The organism is Mycobacterium sp. ABE4_509 (genome assembly GCF_056160785.1).
Genome location: NZ_JBSWXU010000031.1, coordinates 1 through 24,187 on the forward strand (window position 1 = coordinate 1; position 24,187 = coordinate 24,187).

Annotated in this window: 28 protein-coding genes; 5 read left to right on the top strand and 23 right to left on the bottom strand. The window is 65.2% G+C overall.

Annotated features, from left to right (window positions below):
- Nucleotides 1–156 precede the first annotated feature (156 nt).
- From ACXAID_RS09470 to ACXAID_RS09485, 4 genes are all read right to left on the bottom strand, one after another.
- Complete coding sequence (locus ACXAID_RS09470) at nucleotides 157–1,602, bottom strand: phage portal protein (protein ID WP_475021945.1); 1,446 nt, start codon at nucleotides 1,600–1,602, stop codon at nucleotides 157–159.
- Between the two features lie 13 nt (nucleotides 1,603–1,615).
- A complete protein-coding gene (locus tag ACXAID_RS09475; protein WP_475021946.1) occupies nucleotides 1,616–3,334 on the bottom strand; it encodes a terminase in 1,719 nt (572 codons plus the stop codon).
- 7 nt (nucleotides 3,335–3,341) lie between these two features.
- A complete protein-coding gene (locus tag ACXAID_RS09480; RefSeq protein WP_475021947.1) occupies nucleotides 3,342–3,854 on the bottom strand; it encodes a phage terminase small subunit in 513 nt (170 codons plus the stop codon).
- A 235-nt stretch (nucleotides 3,855–4,089) separates the two neighbouring features.
- The gene (locus ACXAID_RS09485) at nucleotides 4,090–4,458 is read right to left on the bottom strand and encodes an HNH endonuclease (protein WP_475021948.1); all 369 of its coding nucleotides are present in this window, start codon (nucleotides 4,456–4,458) and stop codon (nucleotides 4,090–4,092) included.
- A 177-nt stretch (nucleotides 4,459–4,635) separates the two neighbouring features.
- On the opposite strand from ACXAID_RS09485, the gene ACXAID_RS09490 reads away from it, so the two are divergent.
- Complete coding sequence (locus ACXAID_RS09490; protein ID WP_475021949.1) at nucleotides 4,636–5,574, top strand: hypothetical protein; 939 nt, start codon at nucleotides 4,636–4,638, stop codon at nucleotides 5,572–5,574.
- Nucleotides 5,575–5,576: 2 nt separating this feature from the next.
- On the opposite strand, the gene ACXAID_RS09495 is transcribed toward ACXAID_RS09490, so the two are convergent.
- The 18 genes from ACXAID_RS09495 to ACXAID_RS09580 form a co-directional block, all read right to left on the bottom strand.
- Nucleotides 5,577–5,783, bottom strand: coding sequence for a hypothetical protein (locus ACXAID_RS09495; RefSeq protein ID WP_475021950.1), 207 nt, complete (start codon nucleotides 5,781–5,783; stop codon nucleotides 5,577–5,579).
- Between the two features lie 4 nt (nucleotides 5,784–5,787).
- Nucleotides 5,788–6,249, bottom strand: a complete 462-nt coding sequence (locus ACXAID_RS09500; RefSeq protein WP_475021951.1) for a hypothetical protein — start codon at nucleotides 6,247–6,249, stop codon at nucleotides 5,788–5,790.
- Nucleotides 6,246–6,425 carry a hypothetical protein gene (locus ACXAID_RS09505; RefSeq protein WP_475021952.1) on the bottom strand — a complete coding sequence of 60 codons (180 nt, stop codon included), beginning with the start codon at nucleotides 6,423–6,425 and terminating at the stop codon, nucleotides 6,246–6,248. The genes ACXAID_RS09500 and ACXAID_RS09505 overlap by 4 nt, the downstream gene beginning before the upstream one ends.
- 228 nt (nucleotides 6,426–6,653) lie before the next feature.
- Nucleotides 6,654–7,553, bottom strand: coding sequence for a hypothetical protein (locus ACXAID_RS09510; protein WP_475021953.1), 900 nt, complete (start codon nucleotides 7,551–7,553; stop codon nucleotides 6,654–6,656).
- Nucleotides 7,554–7,726: 173 nt separating this feature from the next.
- Nucleotides 7,727–8,377 (bottom strand): hypothetical protein, encoded by a 651-nt coding sequence (locus ACXAID_RS09515; RefSeq protein ID WP_475021954.1) that lies wholly within the window; start codon nucleotides 8,375–8,377, stop codon nucleotides 7,727–7,729.
- Between the two features lie 61 nt (nucleotides 8,378–8,438).
- The gene (locus ACXAID_RS09520; protein WP_475021955.1) at nucleotides 8,439–8,915 is read right to left on the bottom strand and encodes an AAA family ATPase; all 477 of its coding nucleotides are present in this window, start codon (nucleotides 8,913–8,915) and stop codon (nucleotides 8,439–8,441) included.
- Between the two features lie 14 nt (nucleotides 8,916–8,929).
- Nucleotides 8,930–10,068 (bottom strand): IS3 family transposase gene (locus ACXAID_RS09525; RefSeq protein WP_475021956.1). Its coding sequence is split into 2 segments (ribosomal slippage): nucleotides 8,930–9,798 and nucleotides 9,798–10,068, totalling 1,140 coding nucleotides; the frame shifts between segments, so codons are not numbered across the junction.
- A 72-nt stretch (nucleotides 10,069–10,140) separates the two neighbouring features.
- Nucleotides 10,141–10,824 carry an AAA family ATPase gene (locus ACXAID_RS09530; protein ID WP_475021957.1) on the bottom strand — a complete coding sequence of 228 codons (684 nt, stop codon included), beginning with the start codon at nucleotides 10,822–10,824 and terminating at the stop codon, nucleotides 10,141–10,143.
- A complete protein-coding gene (locus ACXAID_RS09535) occupies nucleotides 10,821–11,480 on the bottom strand; it encodes a hypothetical protein (RefSeq protein WP_475021958.1) in 660 nt (219 codons plus the stop codon). Before ACXAID_RS09535 ends, ACXAID_RS09530 begins: the two co-directional genes overlap by 4 nt.
- A complete protein-coding gene (locus ACXAID_RS09540; protein ID WP_475021959.1) occupies nucleotides 11,477–11,704 on the bottom strand; it encodes a DUF3039 domain-containing protein in 228 nt (75 codons plus the stop codon). Before ACXAID_RS09540 ends, ACXAID_RS09535 begins: the two co-directional genes overlap by 4 nt.
- Before the next feature lie 244 nt (nucleotides 11,705–11,948).
- Nucleotides 11,949–12,314 (bottom strand): hypothetical protein, encoded by a 366-nt coding sequence (locus ACXAID_RS09545; protein ID WP_475021960.1) that lies wholly within the window; start codon nucleotides 12,312–12,314, stop codon nucleotides 11,949–11,951.
- Nucleotides 12,311–13,213: a hypothetical protein gene (locus tag ACXAID_RS09550; RefSeq protein ID WP_475021961.1), complete on the bottom strand. Its 903-nt coding sequence runs from the start codon at nucleotides 13,211–13,213 to the stop codon at nucleotides 12,311–12,313. Before ACXAID_RS09550 ends, ACXAID_RS09545 begins: the two co-directional genes overlap by 4 nt.
- Before the next feature lie 313 nt (nucleotides 13,214–13,526).
- Nucleotides 13,527–13,964, bottom strand: a complete 438-nt coding sequence (locus ACXAID_RS09555) for a hypothetical protein (RefSeq protein ID WP_475021962.1) — start codon at nucleotides 13,962–13,964, stop codon at nucleotides 13,527–13,529.
- 97 nt (nucleotides 13,965–14,061) lie between these two features.
- Nucleotides 14,062–14,250 (bottom strand): excisionase family DNA-binding protein, encoded by a 189-nt coding sequence (locus ACXAID_RS09560; protein ID WP_475021963.1) that lies wholly within the window; start codon nucleotides 14,248–14,250, stop codon nucleotides 14,062–14,064.
- A 489-nt stretch (nucleotides 14,251–14,739) separates the two neighbouring features.
- Nucleotides 14,740–14,958 carry a hypothetical protein gene (locus tag ACXAID_RS09565; RefSeq protein ID WP_475021964.1) on the bottom strand — a complete coding sequence of 73 codons (219 nt, stop codon included), beginning with the start codon at nucleotides 14,956–14,958 and terminating at the stop codon, nucleotides 14,740–14,742.
- A 141-nt stretch (nucleotides 14,959–15,099) separates the two neighbouring features.
- Nucleotides 15,100–16,218, bottom strand: a complete 1,119-nt coding sequence (locus ACXAID_RS09570; protein ID WP_475021965.1) for a tyrosine-type recombinase/integrase — start codon at nucleotides 16,216–16,218, stop codon at nucleotides 15,100–15,102.
- A gap of 261 nt (nucleotides 16,219–16,479) precedes the next feature.
- Nucleotides 16,480–18,018: a sugar transferase gene (locus ACXAID_RS09575; protein WP_475021991.1), complete on the bottom strand. Its 1,539-nt coding sequence runs from the start codon at nucleotides 18,016–18,018 to the stop codon at nucleotides 16,480–16,482.
- A gap of 301 nt (nucleotides 18,019–18,319) precedes the next feature.
- Nucleotides 18,320–18,877: a YceI family protein gene (locus ACXAID_RS09580; protein WP_475021966.1), complete on the bottom strand. Its 558-nt coding sequence runs from the start codon at nucleotides 18,875–18,877 to the stop codon at nucleotides 18,320–18,322.
- Nucleotides 18,878–19,005: 128 nt separating this feature from the next.
- Here ACXAID_RS09580 and ACXAID_RS09585 point away from each other — a divergent pair, with 128 nt between their 5' ends.
- Nucleotides 19,006–20,301 carry a DUF1254 domain-containing protein gene (locus ACXAID_RS09585; RefSeq protein ID WP_475021967.1) on the top strand — a complete coding sequence of 432 codons (1,296 nt, stop codon included), beginning with the start codon at nucleotides 19,006–19,008 and terminating at the stop codon, nucleotides 20,299–20,301.
- Here the strand turns inward: ACXAID_RS09585 and ACXAID_RS09590 are convergent.
- Nucleotides 20,298–21,188, bottom strand: a complete 891-nt coding sequence (locus tag ACXAID_RS09590; RefSeq protein ID WP_475021968.1) for an SDR family NAD(P)-dependent oxidoreductase — start codon at nucleotides 21,186–21,188, stop codon at nucleotides 20,298–20,300. The genes ACXAID_RS09585 and ACXAID_RS09590 overlap by 4 nt on opposite strands.
- 72 nt (nucleotides 21,189–21,260) lie before the next feature.
- Here ACXAID_RS09590 and ACXAID_RS09595 point away from each other — a divergent pair, with 72 nt between their 5' ends.
- From ACXAID_RS09595 to ACXAID_RS09605, 3 genes are read left to right on the top strand one after another with little or no spacing between them, the layout of a single operon-like run.
- Nucleotides 21,261–21,704 carry a nuclear transport factor 2 family protein gene (locus ACXAID_RS09595; protein WP_475021969.1) on the top strand — a complete coding sequence of 148 codons (444 nt, stop codon included), beginning with the start codon at nucleotides 21,261–21,263 and terminating at the stop codon, nucleotides 21,702–21,704.
- 5 nt (nucleotides 21,705–21,709) lie between these two features.
- The gene (locus ACXAID_RS09600; RefSeq protein ID WP_475021970.1) at nucleotides 21,710–22,909 is read left to right on the top strand and encodes a sulfotransferase family protein; all 1,200 of its coding nucleotides are present in this window, start codon (nucleotides 21,710–21,712) and stop codon (nucleotides 22,907–22,909) included.
- Between the two features lie 27 nt (nucleotides 22,910–22,936).
- Nucleotides 22,937–24,187: a hypothetical protein gene (locus ACXAID_RS09605; RefSeq protein WP_475021971.1), complete on the top strand. Its 1,251-nt coding sequence runs from the start codon at nucleotides 22,937–22,939 to the stop codon at nucleotides 24,185–24,187.

A 24,187-nucleotide genomic window follows, 5' to 3' on the forward strand; every position in this document is an offset into this window, starting at 1 on the left:
TGCTTGGCGTGGGCGGCCGCGCGGTCCCGGGCGGCGATGACACCGTCCGCCGCTACGGCGGTGACCGCCAGGGCGTGCTCGGCGGCCGAGGTCGACGACTTCGCCGCTGCCGCTTCGGCGGCCATGGCCAGCGCCTGCTGGTAGGTGGTGGGCGCGCTAAGCGGCGTCGACATCCGCCTGCTCGGCCGCCGGCGGCGGGGTCGTCGGGGATGTGGGAGTGGTCGGGGCGTTCGGCAGCAGGATCTGCTCCGCGGCCATCTGGTTGATGTTCGCCTCGGTCTCCTCCGGCGTCATCTCGAAGATCTGCTCGCAGCGCTGCTGCAGCGACAGGGTGCCCACCGCTTGCGACGCAGCCGAAGCCTTCTCCGCCAGGGTGCGGAACTCGATCGGACCCCAGTGCAGCTTCACCGCCGTCCCCCGGTCCGCCTCGCCCGCGAACGCGAAGAGGATCCGCCACAACAGCTTCATCTGCGGCGTCACCCTCGCCCGGCGGTCCCGGATCTTCGACGTAGCCGATTCCCGCATCAGTCCCGCGCCCTCTGCGGAGCCATTCGCAGCGTCCGGGGTGATCAGGTGCAGCGGGGTGCTGGTGACGGCGGCGAACTCTTTGACGTCGTCACGCTTGGCGTTGAGGATCGACCCCAGGTCCATCGCCGCGGATTCCCAGAACTTGAACCCGTCGGGGACCTTCCACAGCGAACCCGGGTTGGCCTTGAACACGGTGGCAGCCAGCGCGTCCCAGTCGACGACGTCGTCGGTGTCATCGTCATCGTCGTCTTCGGTCTTGTCGTCACCGATGATCGCTCGCTGCCGGAATGCCTGGTAAGCGACGATGATCAGCCGCTTCAACGTCATGTCGTTGATCCGGTCCAGCAGGTCGAGGTGGCGTTCGTACTCGCCGAGTCCGTGCGGGTTGAGAAACCGCACGATCGGGATACCGCCCAGCTTCTTCGGCACCCGAACCAATTCGGGCTCATCCGGTTTGAGCACTGTCCAAGATGTGCCGTTGTATTCGACATCCCAGCGATTTCCCGGGAGGAACAGGTGAGCCTTCTCCACCTCCTGGACGGGGTCGTAGTCCTTGACCACCGCCGCCTGCAGACGGATCGGGTTGGTGCTATCCGGTATCCCGATGCAGCGGCGCGGGTCGATCGCATGCGCCGTCGGCGTGTCGGCGCCGTTGTCGACAGCCATAGCGAACGCTTCGCCCATCGAAAACTGATAGCCGAACAGGTCCTTGGCCATCGCGCTGAAGCCGGACTCGTCCATGATCTTGGCCGCAATGTCGTCGCCGCCGGCGTCGTTGTCGATCAGCGTGGAGACTGCGTGCAACTCCATCCGGTCCAGCATCGCGCCGACACACATCGGCGCGTAGTTGCAGCGACCCTGCCGGATCACGTCACGGAAGGCGTCTTCGTAGCCGTCGGCGACCTGCGGCAGCGGTGCATCGCCGATGTTGTACGACCACAGCGTGTCCAGGACCTCGTTCCGGGGCCTGATCGCGACCGGTCGGTGCAGCTTGTCCGACCACTGTGGGCGGGTCGCCTTCGTGAAGCGGGCGTTGAGCTTGTCGAACCAATCCTGGGGGGAGAGATCAGCCAAGTCCTCACCCTCCCTATCTGATTCGAGCGAACACGCGTTTCTTCGGCTTCGGCACGTGGGGCAGCACATCCATGCGGGCCTGCCACGACAGGATCGCGGCCATCGCCAGGTCGAACTTCCGGTCGGGGTGGATCTTGGTCAGAATCCACACCCGTTCACCGGTTTCCTCGTCGGCGACGAGGTTGGTGTAGCGGCGGCCGGCGTTGCGCAGGTGGCGGGTCAGGTCCCCCACCGCGGCCAGGTCGCCGTCGTTGTCCCCTGTCGGGCTGTTGTGCTTCACGCTGCCCGACGCGATCGCATCTTCGTAGGCCTGGATGGCTTTGAACATCCGGCGGCGCTGGTTGGTCCAGAACTCCTCGACGGTGTCTGGGTGTTCGGCCCACCACTCGCCCACGGTGTCATTCCAGTGCGGCGGGTCGGCGTAGAGCTTGAGCACACGGAACCGGCGGTACAGTTCCCTGCGCTTCTCGTTGACCTCAAGCTGGTCGACTTCCCATTCCGGGCCCGCGTTGGAGGGCTTCTCCCAGATGCCTTCGCGTTGCTGTAGACCGGTCTTGACGTCGGTGACGACGAACCCGGTCGCGTCTCGCTTCCGCGCCCCGTCGAACCCGATCGTGACAAACGCTTTCGGCGGGATCACGTCCTCGACGAACAGCGTGTTCCAACGCTCGATGTCGAACGCCTGCGCCGACTGCTGCAGCCACCGGTTGCACCAGACCCGCTCGAGATAGGCCTTGTTGGCTTTCGGCTTGTCCCACCGCGCGGCGATCCGCTCGAGATCGGTGCGGGAGGCGAGATCCGGCCCGGAGGCTTCGCGGATCGCCTCGACACGGTCGGCGAACTTGCGCATGTCCCAGTTGTCGCCGGCCTGGCGGTGGAAGTAGAACACGTCCGGCCGGTCGACCTCACCACGGGCGATGGCCTCGGCCTCGAAGTGGTCGTCCTCGGCCACGGATTCCTGGCCGGGCTCACCCACGGTGGTCACCGCCATGCCCCACGGGTCCTGGGCGTACCTCTTGCCCAGGTTCTCGTCCATGGTGGTCACCGCGGACTTTTCAGACGGCAGGTACAGGCGGTGTGTTTCGTCGTAGCCGTTGAAAGTGGTGCGGCCGCCGTCGTTCGTATCCGGTGCTGTCGCCACCGGAACGCACTTGCCGTCGGCCTTGCCGTCCGGGCCCTTGCGGATGATCCGGTCGACGCCGATGTCGAATGCGTCCGGCCCGATGCAGTCCTCGCCGCACCAGTGGCACCGATCGCCGTCGCACTCCGGGCAGAAGCACCGCGCAATCCGGCAGTTCTCGCAGATGACCTTCAGCGCGCCGTAGGCCAGCTCCTCGACCTGGATCTTGGCGTTGGCCAGCAGCGGGATGAACGGATCGACCACCGGCCGCCCCGGCGCCAGGGAACCGTTGCGGTTGTAGCCGTTGAAACGCACTGGCGCATGCGGGTGCAGCTCCGCGAACGCGATCTGGCCGAGGAACTCGGTCTTGGCCGCGCCTTTTCGGATCGAAACGTTCGTCCGCTGGAACCGGCGCCGGCCAGCACGGTTCGACCCCTTCGGCCAGTGCTCATAGGACCGGTAGGTGACGTACTGCCAGTCCTCGGCCATCGTGTAGGGCTGACCTTTGAGGTCGCCCGGTCCGAACACAGAGTGGGCTTCCAGGAAGTCGCAGACCTGTTCGCCGAGCGTCGGCCACAGCACCTTCGTGTCCGGGGGGACGATCAGCTCCACGCGGCGGCTACTTCACGGACTGCAGGCGCCTCTTGCGAGGATCAGTGCGCGCTGCCGCTCCTGGGGTCGCCTTCGCCGATGACGTCGACTGGCCGACCGCCTTGCGCGCCGGCGTCTTGGGGTTGCGCTGGACTTCCCACTGCAACGACCGGCGCGCCATCGGCGTCAGGCCGAACTGCACCAGGATCTGCCGGTACTCGCCGGCCAGCGCCTTCGCCGTCGTGGCCTTCGTGCGCGGGTCGAGCATCATCTGATACAGCCGCGCCGCGACGTAGAGCAGGTGAATGTCGACGTCGATCCACTCGCTGCGCGGCTCGGACTCCCACAGGTCGTCCCACCATGCCTGGACCTCGTCGTACCACTCGATGCTGGACGGCAGCTTCGGCGGTGCCTCGTCATCCCCAGCGGGTTCTTCGGCAACATCGTCGGCCGTCTTGTCAGGCTTGCTGATCACTGCGCGGGTCGTCGTCTTGTTGCGCCGACCGCGAGTAGAGGCGTCCTTCGCAGGTGGTCCGGGCATGCGGGGCTCCTATGTCAGGAAAGATGCAGCTCCCATGGCGGGAAAGGCATTGCGCCGCAACGAATTACGACGCTTTGAAAGCTGTTGCGGGGCAGTTGAATTGCCGCCAGTGCTCCGCACCCCGAATTTTTCCCTAACCCGTACAGAGCATTTTTCACAGAACTACGCGGCGTCCCGGTCTTACCCGGGGGAGGGGGTGGAGGCCAGGGGGTCTGGGCGGCGCGCTGGGACCGGCTCAGGGATGCCGATTGCTGCGGCCACGATCGCCTGTGCGGGCTTTGTGCTCGTTGCAGGCGTCGCATGCTGCCTGCCAGTTCGACGGGTCGTGTGCGAGGTCTGGGCGCCGCGCTGCGGGTTCGATCTTGTCGACCGTGTCGGCGTACCCGGTGCAGATGCCCTCGTATCGGATCTGGCACTGGTATCCGGCGTCGCGCAGGACCTTCGGGCGGACCTGCTCTTTCCACCGCCGCTCCGACGTTACTCGGCTCGACGCTGTGCGTTCACCCTTCCACGCGACTGTGTGCTCGTCGCAGTATCGCGTGTCGGTGATCAGCTCAGTGCAGTTGCCGTTGCCTCCTGGGCAGCGGCGGGGTGCGCGGGGCATCGTGTTCGCCTTCGTCCGTCCTGGCCGACCATGTGTGTCTATCCTTTGCCCATGTGCGCCGCGCGGGGAACGGGCATCAGCAGAAGTCGGCGGGTTCTATGGGGTATCGCTCCCCCGCAGCCAGGAAAACTTGAGCGTTGGTTTTCTCGACGTTGGCGATTCGCTGCTCAACTTGTTGTGCTGTTTGTGTTGAGTGTCGGTTTGTCGCTTTGGGGCCGTGAGCGTATTCCTGACGTCGACCCAGAGATTCGGTTGCCGGACCGTGTGGTTATCGAGATACCAGCCTCCTTCGGAGGGCCGAGCGGGATACCGGAGGTTCAGATATCGGAGGTTCAGTGGTTGGAGCTACATGAGGGCTCGACAGGACCGGACTTAGAGTACTACAAGCCCGTAGACGTGCCGCCTGAAGATAGGCTTCCTGACCCGGTCCCGGACAACGTCACCCGGGTAAATGTTCTCGTCACCTTCCGGGCCTCTCCGGCGGATGACTTCGTGGTAAGGCTAAATTTGCCTCCAGGCGTCTCGTTCGACAAGTGCGAGGCACCTGGCTCCGTTTGTCGCCCACGGATGATCGAGCGGCCGCCTGCTGAGCAAATCTTGTCACGAGAGGTTGTCGAGGTAACTCGCCACCTGCCGGAGAACGAGTACGTCTTCGGCTTTACGGTAGATCTACGTGGCGCCAGTGATGGGCTCACGGTCGGGTGGAATGCTTCCCGAGCTGCCTTCCGATTCCCGTACGTCGGGCTCCCGCTGAACGAAACTTTCCTGCCGGGTCAATCGTATACGGGGATCTGGTTCCTCCCAGATGAAGCGGTTCGCGTCAGGAGCCAGGTATCCCTTCCGGATGCCGAGGAATTCGATTGGTCAGGCACGGAACCTGCTGTCTTGAATAGCGAGGGTGGACTGTGGGAGTACAGCCTTGGGGGCGCCGACTCCACCAAATCGATCTTGCCACCTCCACCGGCCTTCGGGGTGCGGAATCATCTCGTCGAGAAGAACTCCATCAACTTCTTCTGGGCGGGAATTCTTTTCGGCATTGCTGGCAGCGCGGCTGTCGCATTCATCCAGTTGCTGATTAAAGAGTCGTGGCGGAAGCCGACCGATTTGTCGACCTGATCTCAATGCGTTCCCGGCGGGTGTCCGGTGGCCATCTGGTGGATCACGTTGCAGTAGCCCTCCGGGTCACGGAGCTTGCCGCGCAGCTTGCGTACACAGCGGTTGAAGTCACCAGGGGTGTTCCAACGGATCTTCACCGCGCCCTCACCGAACGCCCAATAACGCTTCAGGCGATCCGCCGGGCCATCACCAGGGCTTGTGTCGGCCACGTCGTCACCCCCCTTGAGGCATCAGGTCTGTGGCGCGCAGCACCGCCTGGGAGATCTCGTGCACTGCGTGGCACAGCGGCTCCTCGGTGCGGTCCATCTGCACCCGTGTGCGGCCCAACCGCAGCTCCCCGACGAGGTTCTGCGCCTGGACCAGAGTGATCGCCGCGTGCGTCGACTCGTGGATCACGACATGCGGTTCGAGGTACTGGCGTGACAGCCGCATCACACCGATGAACGCCGTCGACGGGTGCCGAGTCAGCCGGCCGGTCTCGTTGTTCCGCCACGACGAGAACCGGCCGTGGAACACTCCGCCCGCGTTGGTGAAGTCCTCACGCGGGCTGTACCGGGTGGCGGCGGCCTGCATCTGCTTCGTCGTCGGATACACCCGCAGGATGAACCAGAAGCGGCGCCCGACACCCATCGGGTCCGTGGAGATGTAGAACGTTCGGACCCGGCGACGGGTCATACGTGGCCGGCGTCGCGGTAATGCGCGGCGAACTGGTCAGCCAGATCCGGGACAGTCGCCCGATACTCGGCGTCCCGACCGCCAGGCTTCGGCGGCCGCGGCGACATCTGCAGCGTGCACACGATCATCCGGGTGCAGTGCGGGCAAGGCACGTCGACAGTGGCGGGCGGTTTCATCAGGTGCAGCTTCCGCTCAACGGGAACGAGAAAGGCCCGCCACGATCAGGTGCGTTTCCCCTGGTCGGCGGGCCTCGAATCGGAGCCTACGCATGCGTCGTCAGTAGCTCCTGGACGGACTCAAAACTAGCACAGACTTACAGCGATGTCATTCAGGACCTTTCAGAGCCTTGATACTCGCCGGTAGCAGCACCCCTAAACGTCGAGTTGAGCGTGGTGCAAGCCGAGTCACGTCGTTGACGTGGCCTGCTGTCCATTCTGACCCAGCGCAGATAAAACCAGCTGCGCGAACCCGAAGTAAAGATGGCTCAACTGAATCATCGCCACAATGCAAGCGTGCTTGTAGAAAACTTCATCGTCCGGGTCATCGGTCATTGCAGCCAAAGGCTCTTTATGCGCTCCCCAGTGGAGAGTGTCGCCGTAGTTGAAGTTGAGGATAACTTCATCAGGCTTCACACCTTGAAAGCTCTTTGGTATATCTGGGCGGTTCGGAGGCTGGAGCCGCTCACATACCAGAGTCGCCACCATCTTGTTCATTAATGTTCCCCGCGCCTTCTGCCAGCGCCTCAGCGTGTCCTTGGCTTCCGTTGCCTGCACTCCGTCAAGTTGACTTGTTGCCCGCTCGATCACCTTGACGACCTTTGAGAAGCTGGCCTCATCCTTGGCGTTGTGAATCTGACGGAACGTCACAGAGAACCCGGCAAACGCTTCGTGGCTTGGCATGTCGGCAGTCACCTTCCGCCCCCCATTGGGATCTGCTGAGAAGGTCATCTTTCCCGCATCGTTTATGACCGAATAGGTGGCCAAATTCCTGCAGGTGGTGACGAATCGCCCAGCGAGCGCATGTTCCGCGGCATCGAGCGCGGGCCGTACGACGGGAAATTTGGCCGGGTCGGCGAGATCGAACAAGTACGTCAATGATTCCCAGTGGAAGTCGAATCCTTCCGGCTTACTGCCAAGTTCTCTCAACGGTGCCGGAAACTTGAGCGGCACAGGTCTTATCGTAGCTTCCAGTGCAGTCATATTGAACGTGATACGCCCCGTCAAGGGGTGGGTCTTAGTGCCGTCGATCCGGTACACGAAAGTCGTGGGGCCACGCTCCACGGTGATGAATTTTGCACCATTCATGTCCCCACTATGCCGATAACCATGCGCTACTGGCGGTTTTCGCGGTGAATCAGGCGTCCTTCGGCGCTACTGCTGGAGTCTCAATCAAATTTGGCGTGTTGCCCCGCTCGCTACACCTCGATCTGCGATGCAGGCATTCCCGAGCGAGACGGACACCCACGATTTCGTCTCCGTCAATCCGGCTGACGCTGCGGGTGCACTCGTGTAATCACACCTAGTGAGCCGCCATCCACAAGGGTCGGTTTCGCCGTAAACGTCGAGCCGTCTTCGGCCACCATTACTACCGTTGCGTCCGCCCCATCCAGGGTCACAGAGACGACGACAAGACCGGCCGAGTGGCGAGGGAACGAATTATGTGCCATGGTGCGCGCGCGTTGTTCTGCCTCTTGTGCCGTAAGAGCGGCGAGTGCGAGTGGTTGTTCCCTGATAGCTCCCACTCGCGACGCTAGAGCTTTCATTCCCTCCCAGGCTGCACCACCGACCACGCCACTAGACGCAGCAGTGGAGATCCAGACAATGAGATCAATCCAGGAATTGCCGCTGGTACCGCCGCAGGCTAGCTTTCCACTGCCAAAACCTGAAGTCGTGAACGGCACCGACGTCGATTGATTCGATTCGTCCAACGGCCCAAGGGTGTCGTCGAGCTCGAGTCTGAGGTACGGCTGGGTCATCTTCACCGGAGTGTCCAACACCAAAACGATTGCCGCGTCGCGACCCGAAGCTGTGGGCGGTCCGATAGGGCGAACCACGGTGACCTCGCTAGCCGCTTCCACGGCTTCTCGGTAAGTTTGGTAGTCGGCATCAGACCAGTCACTATCTTGCATCGTCATATGGTTGCGCATCAACGACGCCCACTCTGTGCTTTTCTCTTTCGATCTCGACCAACTATTGCCCTCCCGGCACGGTGCGTCCGCGAAGATCAGCCAGGGCTGCTGCTGGGTCGTCGTGCCGCTTGCACGCCTCGATGACCTCCGCCGGGGAGACTGCGTCCACACCGGCCGCCGGGACGGGCTGTCCGTACCAGCGGGCCAGCAGGCGGGTCACCTGGTCGTTGTCGGCCAACCCGAAGTGCTCCACCAGATCCACGCGTCCGGCCCGCACCACCGCCGCGTCGAGGATCTCCGGGGTGTTCGTCGTCAACACCGTCAGCAGGCCGTGCGGGGTGGCGATGCCGTCCAACGCGTTCAGCAGCCCCGACAAGGTGACGCCGGCGCCGTCCTCGCGGTTCGTCGCCGCGTGGAACACGTCGGCGTCCTCCAACAGCAGCATCGACCGCGGTGTTATGCGGGCCATCGCCGCCAGCAGGTTGCAGTCCTTCTTCACATCCGACAGCGGCAGATACCAGACTGAGAGGGACCCCAATGGTGGTCCAGTCGCTATGCGACTTGGGGTTGGTGGGTCGTGGTCCACTGTAGAGCGAACTCGGTGGGGGTGAGTTCGCCGTGGGCGCTGTGGGGTCGGTTGGCGTTGTAGTCGCGGCGCCAGTCTTCGATGATCACCCGGGCTTCGAGCAAGGAATCGAATCGCCACGCGTTGAGCAGTTCGTCGCGCAGCCGGCCGTTGAACGATTCGACCCAGGCGTTCTGCCAGGGTGAGCCGGGATCGATGAATAATGAAGCAGCGCTGTTGAATCGGCACCAGTCGTTGACGGCGTGAGCCACAAACTCAGGTCCGTTGTCGAAGCGCACGTAGGTCGGTGCGCCGTGGGTGAGGGCCAGGCGGTGCAGCACGTTGACGACGCCGTCGGCGTTGATGGATCGGTCGACCTCGATCGCGAGCGCCTCGCGGGTGAACTCGTCGATGACGTTGAGCATCTTGAGCGTGCGGCCGTCGGCGGTGGTGTCGAATGCGAAGTCCATCGCCCAGATCACGTTAGGCCGGATCGGCGACATCGCCCCAACAACGACGCCGATGCCGGTCAACGGCTTCTTACGGCGACGCTCGGGCACCCGCAGGCCCTCAGCACGCCAGAGTCGGCGGATGCGTTTGTTGTTGACCTGCCAGCCCGCTCGGCGGGCCATTTTGGCTGCTCGGCGCCATCCCCAGCGGGGCCGGTCGGTGGAGAACCGGCGCAGCCAGGCACGCAGCTCAGCCTCCTCGGTGCTGATCGGCGGTGGCGTCAGGCGCATCGTGGAGCGGTGTAGGCCTACCACGGTGCAGGCGCGCCGTTGGGACACCCCGAACCGGTCGCGCAGCATCGTCACGGCGCTGCGCTTGCGGTTCGGGGTTAGAAGTTTCCCGCCGAGATCTCCTTGAGCATGTCGATGTCGAGGGCCTGGTTGGCCACCATTTTCTTGAGCCGGGCGTTCTCGGCTTCCAGTTCCTTGAGCCGCTTGGCGTCGTTGGCTTTCATGCCGCCGTACTGCGCCATCCAGCGATGCCAGGTCGACTCGGCGATCTCCAGGTGACGGCACACCTCGTCGAGTTCCTGGCCCGCCGCCAGCAGCTTGTTGCCCTCGGCGAGCTTGCGGATGATCTGATCCGGGGTGTGCCGGCGGCGCTTCTTCGATGTCATGTCGTTGCCGATTCTTCCTGCCCGAACACTCGAGCAACAGAGTCCCACAACGACTGGACCACTCCGAGGGGCTCACCTCAAGACGTCCAACCCGAAGTGACTGGCCAGCGCCCGCGCAACCGACGTTTTCCCCGTCCCCGGTGGGCCCTCGTAGAGGTGGCCGCGATGCCATGGTATGCAGCGCCGCAGATAGTCCTGCTCGGCGGCCAGGAAGCCCTCCACGTCGGCGATCAGGCGGTCCAGCTGCCCGGCCGCGAGAATCACCGAGTCGATGTCGCGGGACGGCAACTCGTCCAACGTCTGCCAGTCACCCCACTCGGTCAGCATGCGGAACCGGGGCCGGCGCTTCGACTCCCGGCAGCGGACCGCCACCTCTCCGATCTCGCCGATCAGCGCCCGCTGCGCCTCCAACGACGACACCGTGAACACGATCTCGGCGGGCTTCCACCTCTTCCCGCGGTCCTCCTGGTCGCCGTCGGCCACCACCACACGCACCCGATGCCCGCCGATCGACACCGTCTGCTCACGGGAACCGTCGTAGCGCAACCGCACCCGCGGCGGCGGAACGGGCCCATCCTCCGGCATCGGGATGCTGTGATCGTCCCGTTTCGACGTCCACGCCACCAACGCTCGCTGCCGCTCAGACGGCAACAAGCTCAGCACCCACTCGTGCAAGTCGTCGTACACGTCGTCGGTGGACAACACCTTCACCGTGAACGTCGACCGCTCCCGAGCCGCGCCGTGCAGTCGCTTCACCACCGACCAGGCCAGCTGACCGGCAGCCAACCCCATCGCCAGCCGGGGCGCCCGACATCGGCGATACGTCCTGCGCTGCAGGACGCTTCGACGCCCCGAGTCCCCCGCTCGTGTAACACCTCAAGTACCTCCTCGGCCCCCAACAACGCGTCGGCCACCTCATCGGCACGAAATCGTCGGTCAAAAGCCTCGGAGGTGAGTACCGCGATGACACGGGATGCCGACTCGTCACGGCGCCGCAGCTCTGCGGTCACAAGGTTCGCGCGCTCCAACGCGGAAACCAGCTCGGGAACCAACCACCTGGACTGAGCAATGAACTCCGCGTCTGCGTCAGACAGCCCCACAATCTCGGTGATCTGGTGCCCGTATTCCCGCTTGTAGTCGTCGCTGCAGTTGTTGCTGTTGAGCGTCGACTCGTCGGCCGGTCCGTGAATGGCGTACGGGTAGCGGCCGTGGCTGCATGGCATGCCGCCGCCGCAGTCGCACCATTCGTATTGCACACTCCATTCCCCCTCGGTGACACCGGACAACGCACCCTTCGCACGCTGTACGAGGGTGGCCCGATAGCACCAGGCACATTCGGGATCGAACCCAGCGGCGTGGCCGCCGATGTAGCTGCACTGCGGGGTCGTGCCCGCCACTGAGTCAGCCGTCATTTCTTCATCGCCTTGTAGACGCGCTCGCAGTCCGGGCACACCGGCGAACCCGGCTTCGCCGACCTCGTCACCGGGAACGTCTCCCCGCACAACGCCACCACATGAGTGCCCTCAACCGCCGACTGGGCGATCTGGTCTTTCTTCACGTAGTGGAACACCTTCGGGCGGTCACTGTCCGTGTCGGCCGGCACGGTATCCGGGCGGTCCAAGGTTTCGGTGCTCATCACTGCCCCCGAATCGTCTTGGTCATGCACTCCGGGCAGACCTCGCCGTCGTCACCCGAGTACCAGCCGAGCGGCTGGCCGGTGACAGCCTGAAGCGGGCTGTAGTCGTTCGCGTCCTCCGGCGTCCGCTCACGACCGCATATCATGATTCGCACGTCTGAGTTCGTCGTTCGCGCAGCGTCGACACCGCCGAGCCTGACCCCGACCCGAACCACCAGCAAACGGTCGGCTCATCGGACATCGTTCACTCGACAGCTGTCAGCCCGCCGAATTTCTCGGTGAACTCCGAGATGGATCTCACGCGACCTTCGGCTTTCGCGTCGATCGCCGCTTCGTGCGCCCTGCGAGCGGACTCAGGCTCGCGCTGACGGCGGTCGATCCGGACAGCCCGAGCGGCATCGGTGAGATCCTTGGGCAGCGGCCGGAATCCCGACCCGTGGTCGCTGTACATCTTCGTGACCCCGGCGAGCGCGTCGGGCAGGTCGATCTCGTAGCGGGTGATCTGTTCGGCCCACGCCTGCACCGTGGCCCGGTTGGGTTGGGGGAACCACGGGTCGTAGGCGGCGCATTTCGCGAGGGCCTTGGCTGCGGTGTCGTGGGCGTCGTTCACTGTCCGATGGCCTTTCGAGTGTCGGGGTTGGGGTTGCCGAGTTCCGCCCAGCCGAGGACCTTGGCCTCGCCGGGTGCGGTGACGTTGGGGCCGGCGCGCGGAGTCGGGCGGAGGCTCTTGGCGGCGTCGGCGAGCATGTAAGGCAGGAGTCCCGGTCCGCCGTCGCGTTCGTGCCAGAGGCGCAGCGCTTCCCGGACGAGGTGCTCGGGGGCGTCCTCGTTGAGCATCAGGCTGACGCGCAGCCTCAGCTCGGTCAGGACGGCCGGCGGGTAGCTGTTGGCGGGGATGACCTCACGGACGATGGTTGCGGCGGCCGTGGAGGCGACCGGGCGGTGTTGGCGGTCATCTGGCGGTGTGGGTGGCGGCGTATCGGGTTCGCCGCGGAGCTGTTCGGTGAACGACGGCTGTAGCCGCTGCGGCTGTTTCGCGCGGGAAGAACCCCCGCTAGGGGGTTCTTCATGTGTCTCTGTCTCTGTCTCTGTCTCTGCTAGGTTTTCGCTCAGCGTCGCGCTAGCGGGTCGCTTAGCTCCGCGCTTGGCAGGCCGCCTGGCCTTCGCTAGGCCACCCTTCTGACCTGCCGCCTTGTTGCGCTCAGACCTGGCCTCGACCTCTGCCCTAGTGTCCTGATGATAGGCGTAATCATGTATGATCCAACCCTTTTCAACCTCGATCAGGGACGGATTCTCGTCATCGTTGTGGCAGAGTTCTTGCAAAACGTCTAGCCCCCACCTAGCGACCGCGTAGCGACGCGCTAGCAACCCGTCAGACAGCTGTTCCCGGGACCACAACGTCGCCTCGACAAGGCACCGAAACGCCGCATCCGACAGGATCGCGATCTTCTGGTTGTTCGGCATATCTAGCGTGAACTTGCCGTAGAGACGACGGTCCTTCTGCGCCACTACTCGGCGACCTCTCGCGCGATCGCGCAGTCGGGATGATAAGACTGAGGCATGCGACGCGGGCCCGAGATCTGCCGCCGCGCAATGGCACCAACACGGAACTTGTTCAGGCCGTACGGCGCAGCGATCGACCGGTAGCTTTGTTGACTGGGGGCGTAGCGTTCGTCACGGCGACGTACCCCAAGGGACGTCGAACCCACCCCGAATGAATCCGGAGAGCCTGCAACAAGACACACATCCGGACGATGTGACCGACTGTTGTCGCACCGGCGAGTGCTCGAAGCCATCAGGCCGCGGCCTCCCAGGGGGGATCTCACGAACTCACCCGAACGACACGGCTATGAATCTGTTGCGTGACCGGGTCAGTAGTGACCTCGTAGACACCCGGAGATGGCAGCCCGGGGCCTCCGGACGACAGATGGCCGCGCCAAGAGCGCGGCTCCTCGGCCGAAGGGTCCGGATGCCAGACGTGAGTGGTGCGAAGCTCGTTGTCCAGGATCCAGGCGCTGGTCCGCACCCGGCGGCCATCGGTATAGAGATTCGGATGTCCGAACCTGCCGGCCAGCGCTTCGATCTCATCAACCATGGCGTGCACCGCGTCGAGCTCGGCGTCGTGGTCACCGTCGCAGCAAGAGCCAGAGATCGAGTCGACCGGGAACTCGGACGTGTAGCGGGCGAGCGCGGCCGCGTACTTCAAGGCGTCGGCTGCGGTGACGGCCGCATTTGTGCTGGGCGTTTCGGAATCGGGCATGGGGATGGTTCGCTTTCGGTAGGTGGGTCTCTTCCTATTTCGGGCATAAAAAATCCCCGGAACTCGCCGGGGTGCATCCAGTTGCGCTGTTGAATCGTCAGGCGGCGCCACCGCCTATCGTCATCGACTCCAGAAGCGCTGCGGCGTCATCCGCATCAACGCGAATTGCCCTCGCCCCCACGCGATATGCTCGAAGTCGGCCCTCTGCGATCCACCTACGGACCGTGTGGTGGGTGACGCCGAACGCCTCGGCGGTCTCTTTCAAGGTTTTCAGTTTCTTAGCCATCGCCGACCTTCCCATTTCTTTCGAACCTTGCGTTTGGAAACGAGAAACGCCCCCTTCGCCAATAAACATCGGCGGGGAGCGCTTCGAGTGATTGCCAACTAACTCGCGGCTAGCGGACAGCAATCATCGCAACTTGTTGACTCTCGTTCCGGTGCCGTGGAACCACCATCTGCTACCTACTCCGGCGACGTCGTTACGCCGGGACCCCAAGGACAAACGCCAATTTGGGCATACGTTGTCAATAGCTCCGAGACGGACTCAACGTTAGCACACGTGTGCGACGTCGAGCGCACGTGTGCCAAATTAAGCGCGTTTGCGCAGCGACTATCCGCTGCTGTGTCTGGCTGATCGCCTCGGCGCTCGTGGTTCCGCCGGATGTCTGGTGACCGAAGGGCTGCCGTTGCGTGCGCCCGATTGTGGATCCGGTACGAAAATCGACAGTAGCAGGGCGCTGCGCAGTCGTGCACCCTTCTGTGTCGTCGGGGGCGTTCAAAAGCCCACGTCCCAGACCCCCTGAGCATGGCCAAGGCGTAGCGGGACAGGTGGTAGTGCTCGATCCGGCGGCGCGCGCCGCTGCCGGTGTTGACCCATTTTCGCGGCGCCGGGAATTTGCTCTGCCACGATGTATCCGGCGTTGTGGGCGGCGACCTTGGCGCGTCCGATCGCATCGGCGAAGCGCTCCCACCGCTCATAGCCCAGCAGAGGCATGAGGTCGCGGGCCGAACCTTCGCGGATCACCGCGGCCCGGGCCGCCCGATCTGGGTGGTATCCGCTGCTGGCGTGGGATGACATCGACGACCCCGCACACACCCCCCATGTTGGAGTTCGACTCCCTCTCTCAAAGTCTGGTCAGCTTCCCGCTGCGAGTTGTGAAAGTGCCTCAGCGATAGCAGCATCCCGGCCCGTCACCAAGCCCTGGTAGATCAGGCTCGCCTTGACGGTGCTGTGGCCGAGCCGCGCCATGGACTCCGACAGATTGGCGACCCGCGCTGTCTGCGTGCCAGCGAAGTGGCGCAGGTCATGCACACGGACACCCTTCCGACCGATCGCCTCCAACGCATCGGCGAAGTACTCGCGGCTAAACACCCGGTCGTTCATGTGACCCCCGCGCGCAGCCGGGAACAGCAGGGCTTCAGGGTTCCGGCCCACGTTGGACTCCAGGTGCTCGGTCAAGTCCGCACGGACATGCGGCGGAATCACAACGGTGCGACCCTTCCCGCTCTTCGGAGTGTCGACGCGATACACCCCGTCCCGCCGCGTGACTGCACGAGACACGTACAACACCTCGCTGCCCTCGCCGACGTCCTTGCGACGCAGCTCCGACACCTCACCCCAACGCACGCCACACCAAGCCGCCAGAAGCACCAGACATCGGAGCCGCTGCGGTTCGATGGCATCGGCGAGGGCTGCGACTTCGGGCACGGCGAGGATCACCGGCTCCCGGCGGCGCGGAGGGTTCATCGCTCGCGGAATGTTGCACGGGTTCGACGGGAGAAGCCCGTCCGCGACGGCCGTCGAACACACGGCGTGCAGCAGCCCATAAGCGTGGCTGTTGCGGCGAGGGTGGTCCGTACCGAGTCCCGCGTACCAAGAACGCACCACCTCACCGGTCAGGTTCTTCAGCGCCAGGCCACCCAGCCGCGACTCGATGTGAAGCCGGAAGATGTCGCGGTAGGCCGATCGGGTCCGTGGCTTGACGTTTCGGTGCTCGATCCATTTCGACGCGTAGTCCCCCAGCGTGACAGCTTTCGCCTTCACTTCCGCAGCCCGTTGCGCCGGCGGGGTCCAGGTATCGAGCTCGATCTTGCGCCGTTCCTGTGACAGCCATCCCTCGGCATCGATTCGGGCGCCGAACGTGGTTGGCGCCTTGTGCCGAACCAGATCGGGACCGACGTACGACGCCTGATAACGCTTGCTCGGGAGTTGCCGGATCCAGCCCCACCCTCGATGCCCCTTCTTGCCGACCACGTGAGCAGACTACTGGCCGCTGCCGTGCTATTCGCGTGTTATCCGCGTGTCATCTCCGGCTTTGTCCTACGAACTCCTGCAACTAGTGTAGGTTCACCATCACAGCAGGTAACCGGCCATTTGCGCTGGTCCTGGAAGAACTGGGCAACCATCGGAGCAGCTAATTCGAATCCTGCCGGGGGCACCCCACACAACCTGGTCTGACAGGTGACGCTGACGCTGGATCGCCAGTCCGATGTCCCGGCGAGGCTCGGGAATCGCTCAGTAGGCGCCGTCGCCCATCACCACGACACGCAGCGTCTTGACGATGATGGCCAGGTCCAGTGCCATCGACCAGTTCTCCACATAGGACATGTCGAGCCGGATGGAGTCCTCGACCGACAGATCGGAGCGACCGCTGACCTGCCAGAGCCCGGTGATGCCGGGGCGGACGAACAGCCGGGTGCCCATCAGGTCGTCGTAGGACTCGACCTCTCGCTGGACCTGGGGGCGCGGCCCGACGACGCTCATGTCGCCTTTGAGGACGTTGAGGAACTGCGGCAGCTCGTCGATGCTGAATTTGCGCATGATCCGGCCGGCGGGAGTGACCCGCGGATCGTCTTTGACCTTGAAGAACAGCGCGTCGGCGCCGGCCGCCCGCATCAGCGCGGCATGCTGGGCCTCGGCATCGACGTACATCGAGCGGAACTTGTACATCCGGAAGGTGCGCCCGTCCATGCCGATCCGTTCGGCGCAGTAGAGGATCGGCCCCGGACTCGCGAGCTTGACCGCCACGGCGGCGGCGATCATCACCGGGGCCACCACCAGCATCGCGCCCAGCGCGAAGGTGATGTCGAACCCCCGCTTGGACCACGAGTTCGCGCGATCGTATTGGGGCCGCTCCACATACAGCACCGCCATGTGGCCCACCGGCTGACAGGTGATGCGGTTGTCGGCGGTGTCGATCAGCCCCGCGGTGAGGATCAGGTCGACGCCCAGCGCCTCCAGGTCCCACATCAGTCGGCGCGTCTCAGCGGCTCCCAGCCGCTGGGTCGGCGCGACGGCGACCGTGTCGGCTCCGGTCATCTTCACCGCATCGACGATGGTCGTGTCGGTGCCGACGATCGGTATCGGTGCGCCCGCGACGTCGAGGGCGGGTGTCTCGGCACTCGGCCCTCGGGGTGTGCAGATCCCGACCACCCGGAATCCCATTCTGTGCTCGCCGGCAAAGTTCTCGGCGATGCTGGCGGCCAGCGGTTCGCTCCCGACGACGAGCACCGAGGTCTGCGACCTCCCGTTGCTGCGCGCCCACGCCGCCAAGACCCGCCACATTCCCCGGCTGAGCAGCAGGCCGACCAGACCGATGGACAGCGAGATGGCCAGGTAGGCGCGGTCGAAGTCGACGTTGAGAACGAACGCGAAGAAGATCGACAGCACCCCGAAGAACATGAAGGTCGCCGAGACCGCCCGGCGGTACTCCTCCACACCCCGACCGAGGATGCGCGGGGCCCGACCGTTGACGAACCCCAGCAGCGCCATCCACAGGACCACCAGGGCGATCGACACGGCCGTGTAGTCGATGCCGGCGCGCAGTTCCCAGTCCAAGTCAGTGGTGTCGCCGATCCGTTCGAACCGGATGATCTGCGCGGTGAAGACGGCCACGCAAATGACAACGAGGTCGCTGAAAAACACCTTCTTTGCATATGTGGCCTGCCAGCGTTCCCGGGTGGAGCGGAAGGTACGACGGACCCGGTGCAGCGGCGGCACCACTCGAGGGAGGCGCCCAGACGCCAACGTCCCACGCGGGGGCGGCGAAGACACCTGCTCATCGGAGACAAATGAAGACACCGTGGGTTGCCACTTCCAGCAATAGTCGTTGAGGTAGCCCGCCACAACGGCATGCTCGAACCGGACGCTAGCACACGTTTGCGATCGCAACAGCGCAGGAACCGAAGTGTCACTATGTTTGCTGGCAGATGTGCGGCAACCTGTTTTGCCGGGGTCGGCCACCGCCCCCGCCGCAGCGCTTTGCCAGGCTGTTAGCTCGGCAAACGCCGGGATCGCCCGACCGTCACCGGGGCCACGGCCCCGGCCGGGCGAGCGGCCTGGATGTCGGTGGCTGTCAGTTGCGATCGGGATTGTCGCGCCGCGCGCTGAACGACACGCTCACCGCGTCGGCGACCTTCATCGCGCCGAGGAACATCGAGTACGGCTTGAGCCCGAAATCGGAATGCCGAACCTCGGTCCGAGCAGACAGCTGCCACTGCTCACCGGCATCGGTCACCTGCAGGTCGACCACTTGCGGACGCGCGGTGCCGCAGATCTCCAACGTCCCGGCGATGCGGTATCCGCCCTCGGTGGCCGCGATGTCGGCGGATCGGAAGCAGATCTCGGGGAACTTGCCGGCCTTCAGCACCCCCAGAGCGTTCGAGCGGGCCAGCGTCTTCTCCGGACCCGACAGCCCCTTCACCCCGCCTTCACCGTGCACGACCTCGAGCGAGTCCACCTGCACCGTCAGCTCCAACTCGGTGGGCTGCCCGTGCGCCCAGTGCAGCACCGCCTGCCAGTCACCGACCGCGATGGTCAGCCGGTGCCCCATGGCGGCCGCTCTCCCGGTCACTCCGGTTTCCAGCTGCAACTCGCTGTCGGAGGCGTCGAAGTTCCACACCGTGTCCGTCATGCACCGAATCTAACGGCACCCCGGCTCCGCGCACGTGGGCTTCACCGCGGTCGCGGTTGGTCCCCGTCCAGACACCGACAGCCGGTAAGGTCGGCTCTCCCCCGACACCCCAAGCAAGGAGGGTGACCGTGAGCACGCTGTCGGCCGATCTGCGGACGCTGAGCCATGAGGCGTTCCTGTACTTCTATCCGCTGGTGACGATGGACGTCACGCGACTGCAGTCCCTCAACGGGGCCACCTCGATGTCCGCGCCACCCAATGTCTTCAACCACATCCGCGCCTACCCCGACGCCAACTTCCGGGCGGTGGTGCGGCCCAATTTCGACACGCTGTACTCCTCGGCCTGGCTGGACCTCACCGAAGGGCCGGTCACGATGACGGTCCCGGACACCGCAGACCGCTACTTCATGCTGCCGATGCTGGACATGTGGACCGACGTGTTCGCCAACCCCGGCAAACGCACCTCTGGCACCGGCGCGCAGGAGTACCTCATCGTCGGACCCGGCCACACCGGGTCGCTGCCGCCCGATGTCGAGGTCATCACCGCCCCCACCCCCTATGTGTGGATCATCGGCCGCACCCAGACCAACGGCCCGTCCGACTATCCGGCGGTGCACGCCGTGCAGGACGGATACCTGCTCACGCCCACAGTCCAGACCCCGTTCACCAGAGACCCCAGCTACGACAGCACCACCGAGCCGATGCGCGTCGTCAACGAGATGCCGGCCACGGACTTCCTCGCATACGCCGCTGACCTGCTGGCGGTCAACCCGCCACATCCGACCGACTTCTCGATCCTCGCCCGGCTGGCCAACCTCGGCATCGAGGAAGGCAAACCCTTTGACGCAGCGCGGTTCTCGGCCGACGAGCTCGCCGAGATCGAGGCGGGCAGGCAGGACGCTCTGGCAGCACTGCCGGCCGCCACACCGAGGATGGGCACGATCACCAACGGCTGGATGACGCTGAATGAGGGCATGGGCGTCTACGGCAACGCCTATCTGCGCCGCGCCGTCATCACCCTGATCGGGCTGGGAGCCAACCCGCCCGAGGACGCCGTGTACCCGATCGTGCTGGCCGACAGCGCGGGAGCGCCGCTGACCGGCGACAACGACTACGTGCTTCATTTCGATGCCGGCGCGCTGCCGCCGGTCGACGCGTTCTGGTCGGTGACCATGTACGACGAAGAGGGTTTTCCGAGCGCCAACGAGCTGGACCGATTCGCCCTCGGTGACCGCGACGACCTGACCTACAACCCCGACGGGTCCCTGGATCTGTTCCTGCAGCACGCCAACCCCGGCCCCGATAAGGTGTCCAACTGGCTGCCCGCACCGCTGGGGACCCTCGGCGTAACGATGCGCCTGTATGCACCGCGGCGCGAGATCCTCGACGGGCTCTGGCACCCGCCGGCGGTCGTCAGGGTTTAGAGCGTCAGCGCGGTGCCGGTCTCGCGTTCGGCGAACTCCCACAGCCGGCGGGCGTCGGCGTAGTCACACGCGTTCGCGGTGCGGCCGCTGAGCGTCGGGCCGCCCTTGAACCCGAAGCGGCCGTTGATGCCGACGTAGCTGCCCGGCGGGATGGGCTCGGTTAGGCAGTACAGCGTGGGCGCGGCGCCGGCGTCGATGTCGTTGCCGATCCGGTTGGCCGCCGCGGTGGCCACCGAGTTGAACGCCGACATGATCGGGGTGTCGGACACATTCGCCAGGTTCGACGCCACCCAGCCCGGATGGGTCAGGTACGTGCTCACCGACGACCCGGATTCCCGCAGCCGCCGGTCGAGTTCGAGTCCCCACAGCATCACCGCGAGCTTCGAGCGGGCGTAGGCCGGGAACGACGACCACTTTCGGGTGCGTAGGTGCGGATCGTCGAAGGCTATCGACGCGCGCTTGTGGGCGTCGGACCCGACGTTGACGATCTTCGACCGGACCCTGCTGAACAGCAGGTTGGTCAGCGCGAACGGGCCGAGAAAGTTGGTTCCCAGCGTCATCTCGAAACCGTCGACGGTGTCGCTGCGATGCTGGGCGACCAGACCGGCGTTGTTGACCAGGATGTCCACCTCGCCGTCGAACAGGCCGGGAAAGGCGCGCACCGACGCCTGGTCGGCGAGGTCGAGCTTGACCACCTCCGTGTCGCCACCCATCCCGGCGGCCCGCTGCGCCCCCAGCTCGAGGTTGCGCACCGCCAGAATCACGTGGGCACCGGCTCTGGCCAGCGCCGTCGCGGTCGCCAGCCCGACGCCGTTGGTGGCGCCGGTGACGATCGCCCGCGTGCCGGTCATGTCGCCGAGTCGGTTCACCGACCATTCGGAAGTCATCGTGCGAGGCTAGCGCTGCACCGGCTGGCCCAAAACGTTGACATGACACTTTTTCGCTGGTTGTCTACCGCCGTGAGCGACGCCGCCCGCGAGATCGAGAACCTCGTGTACACCTACGCCGAGCGCATCGACGCGGGTGACCTGGACGGAGTCGCCGCGCTGTTCGCGCACGGCCGGATCTGCGGGATGGAAGACGGCCCACCGGAGACCGTGTTCGAAGGCACGACGCGGGTCCGGCAGATGTACGACCTGGCCACCCGCCTCTACGACGACGGCACCCCCAAGACCAGGCACTTCACCACCAACGTGCGGATCACCGTCGACGAGAGCGCGGGTACCGCGCAGGGCAGTGCCTACTACTGCGTCACGCAGGCCACGGCGGAGTTGCCCCTGCAGGTGATCGTGACCGGCCACTACCGCGACACCTTTCACCGGGTCGACGGTGTGTGGTGGTTCGACACCCGGATCATGTTCGTCGACCAGGTCGGCGACACCAGCCATCACCTGAAGTTCTGACCGCCGTGGCCGCCCCCTTCGATGCCGCGGCGCTGCTGAGTGCCGCGCAGCAGAAGGAGGGGCTGACCGACTGGGGTCCGCTGCCGTTCGCCGAACCGCTGGGTGTGCTGGCGCAGGACTACTCGCGCGCCGCTCTCAACGATGTCGGCGTGCACATCCTGCGGTCGGGTCTGCTGCACAGCCTGCGAATGAGACTCCGTGCGCAGGAGTGGATCAACCGCCATCCCGAGATCACCCGGGAGGTGATCGCCGCGCCGATCGTCATCGTCGGGATGATGCGCAGCGGTACCACCCTGCTGCAGCGGCTCCTGGCCGCCGACAACCGGTTCCACTGCGCCTATGGCTGGGAGGTCGTCGAAGTCGCACCCCGCCTCGACCACGACTGGTCCAGCGCGGAGGACCCGCGCATCGCCATCAGCGAGAAGCGCGAAGCGGTCTCGCGCGAGCTGGCCCCCGAGTTGTTCGCCATCCACCCGATGTATGCGCGCGAGGCCGAGGAGGAGATCGTCTTCCTCTCCGACGCGTTCCTGTCCCACGTGCCCGAATCCGGCGCCCACCTGCCCGTCTACCGGTCGTGGATCGACGGTCAGGACTTCACCCCGGCATACGACTATCTGTATCGGATGCTGCAGTTCCTGCAGTGGCAGAAGCAGCGGGCGGGGCACGGAGATCCCGGCGCCCGTCGCTGGGTGCTCAAATCCCCGGCCCACCTCGGCTATCTCGACACCCTGCGGGCCCGGTTTCCCGATCTGCACCTGGTGCACATGCATCGCGATCCGCGCGAGACGATCCCGTCGGGCGCCGGCCTGAACGCCACGCTGCACGCCATGCACGCCGACGGGGTGGACCGTCACCGGGTGGGTGCGCAGTGGCTGCAACGGATGGGCTGGGCCAACGACCGTGCGATGAGGGCCCGCGACGGCTGGTCCGATGAGGCCGCCCGGTGCACCGACATCGAATTCGCCGACGCCGTCGCCGATCCGATCGGCCAGGTCGCCCGGGTGTACGACGCGATCGGTGTGCCTCTGACGCGCGACGCCGAAGCGGCGATGCGTCGCTGGCTGATCGAGCGGCCCCGCGAACCTGCCCGGGCGCCTTACGGATCCGGGGATTTCGGGCTGACAGACGACCGCATCGCCGAACGCTTCACGGCGTACAACGCCCGGTTCCGCGCTGCTGCCGCAACCACCTCGAGGAGGATCTGATGTCACCCGCAAGCCAGGAGGACGTTCATGGCTGAGTTCACCGGCGATCCGGTGGCGACCGCGTCACAACACCGACAAGAGCTCGCTGCGCTGGCTCTCACCGACCACCCGACCGTGCAGGCCGCCTACCGCAGCGTGGCCGAAACCTGGCTGAGCCGGGCCAAGCCGTCGCAGGCCATGCGCGAGCGTTTCGACGACGCCTTCGCCGAAGTGATGTTCTCCGCGGCGGTGTGGTCGTCCAATCAGGACAAACTCCGCCCCGAGGTCAGCTGCATCACCCGCTTGAGCCATCCGGTCGCGGGCCACCCGATTCCCGGATCACGCTGGGGCATCGACAATCCGGACAGCGTCTACCGGGTCATCCCGATTTCCGGCGACGAGCGTTATGAGATCCGCGGGCGGGTCGGCGCCAACCGGATGACCGAGAACTACTTCACTCTCTGGAACGGCGACATGGGAACCGTCGCCGTCCTCAACGGGCGCACCATGGCCGTTGAGGACGACGGCTCGTTCACCATCACCGTCGACTCCGCCCCGGCGAACGGGCGGCCCAACCACGTGCAGAGCACGGCAGAGGCGCACGAGTTCTACATCCGCGATGTGCTGCTGCACTGGGACCGCGACGACCCCAACCACCTGTCAGTGCGGCGGCTGGGTGCCGAACCGGGCACTGCGCCGCGCACACTCGACGAACAGGCCGATGCGACCGCGGCGATGATGGCGCACTTCGCCAACTTCACCGGAAAGCTCAGCCACGGCATCTACAAGATGCCGGCCAACCAGTTCAACCTCGCCTGGTCGGCCGACAAGGTGGGGGCGATGCGCAATCAGGTCTACGTGATGGGCCGGTTCGACCTGAAGCCCGGCGAGGCGTTCGTCGTCGACGTCAGCGACGGCGGCGCCGAATACTTCACCGTTCCGCTGAGCAACATCTGGGGCACCACGCTCGAGATCTGCGACCGCACCGGCAGCCTCAACAAGGCACAGTCGGTGCCCAACGAGGACGGCACCTACACCTACGTGATCTCACCCACCGACCCCGGCGTCGCGAACTGGATCGACTCCGACGGACTGCGTGAGGGCATCCTGACCCTGCGGATGGCCGAGTTCGGCGAGCACGGCCCTCGGGAGGACCTGGGCGCACACGGGCGGGTGGTCGCTCTGGACGAATTGGAGAAGACGGTGCCCACCCTGAAACGGGTGTCGGCCCGGGAACGGGCCACCGAGCTGGCCGAACGTCGCGCGGCGTACCTGCGTCGGCTTCCGGAGAGGATCTGA

What these genes read in the sequence shown, in the direction of transcription:
- ACXAID_RS09480 (WP_475021947.1), bottom strand. Translation starts at nt 3,854, where the DNA reads ATGCCCGGACCACCTGCGAAGGACGCCTCTACTCGCGGTCGGCGCAAC.
- ACXAID_RS09485 (WP_475021948.1), bottom strand. Translation starts at nt 4,458, where the DNA reads ATGCCCCGCGCACCCCGCCGCTGCCCAGGAGGCAACGGCAACTGCACT.
- ACXAID_RS09500 (WP_475021951.1), bottom strand. Translation starts at nt 6,249, where the DNA reads ATGACCCGTCGCCGGGTCCGAACGTTCTACATCTCCACGGACCCGATG.
- ACXAID_RS09505 (WP_475021952.1), bottom strand. Translation starts at nt 6,425, where the DNA reads ATGAAACCGCCCGCCACTGTCGACGTGCCTTGCCCGCACTGCACCCGG.
- ACXAID_RS09510 (WP_475021953.1), bottom strand. Translation starts at nt 7,553, where the DNA reads ATGAATGGTGCAAAATTCATCACCGTGGAGCGTGGCCCCACGACTTTC.
- ACXAID_RS09515 (WP_475021954.1), bottom strand. Translation starts at nt 8,377, where the DNA reads ATGCAAGATAGTGACTGGTCTGATGCCGACTACCAAACTTACCGAGAA.
- ACXAID_RS09535 (WP_475021958.1), bottom strand. Translation starts at nt 11,480, where the DNA reads ATGACGGCTGACTCAGTGGCGGGCACGACCCCGCAGTGCAGCTACATC.
- ACXAID_RS09540 (WP_475021959.1), bottom strand. Translation starts at nt 11,704, where the DNA reads ATGAGCACCGAAACCTTGGACCGCCCGGATACCGTGCCGGCCGACACG.
- ACXAID_RS09555 (WP_475021962.1), bottom strand. Translation starts at nt 13,964, where the DNA reads ATGCCCGATTCCGAAACGCCCAGCACAAATGCGGCCGTCACCGCAGCC.
- ACXAID_RS09560 (WP_475021963.1), bottom strand. Translation starts at nt 14,250, where the DNA reads ATGGCTAAGAAACTGAAAACCTTGAAAGAGACCGCCGAGGCGTTCGGC.
- ACXAID_RS09565 (WP_475021964.1), bottom strand. Translation starts at nt 14,958, where the DNA reads ATGCCTCTGCTGGGCTATGAGCGGTGGGAGCGCTTCGCCGATGCGATC.
- ACXAID_RS09580 (WP_475021966.1), bottom strand. Translation starts at nt 18,877, where the DNA reads ATGACGGACACGGTGTGGAACTTCGACGCCTCCGACAGCGAGTTGCAG.
- ACXAID_RS09590 (WP_475021968.1), bottom strand. Translation starts at nt 21,188, where the DNA reads ATGACTTCCGAATGGTCGGTGAACCGACTCGGCGACATGACCGGCACG.
- ACXAID_RS09605 (WP_475021971.1), top strand. Translation starts at nt 22,937, where the DNA reads ATGGCTGAGTTCACCGGCGATCCGGTGGCGACCGCGTCACAACACCGA.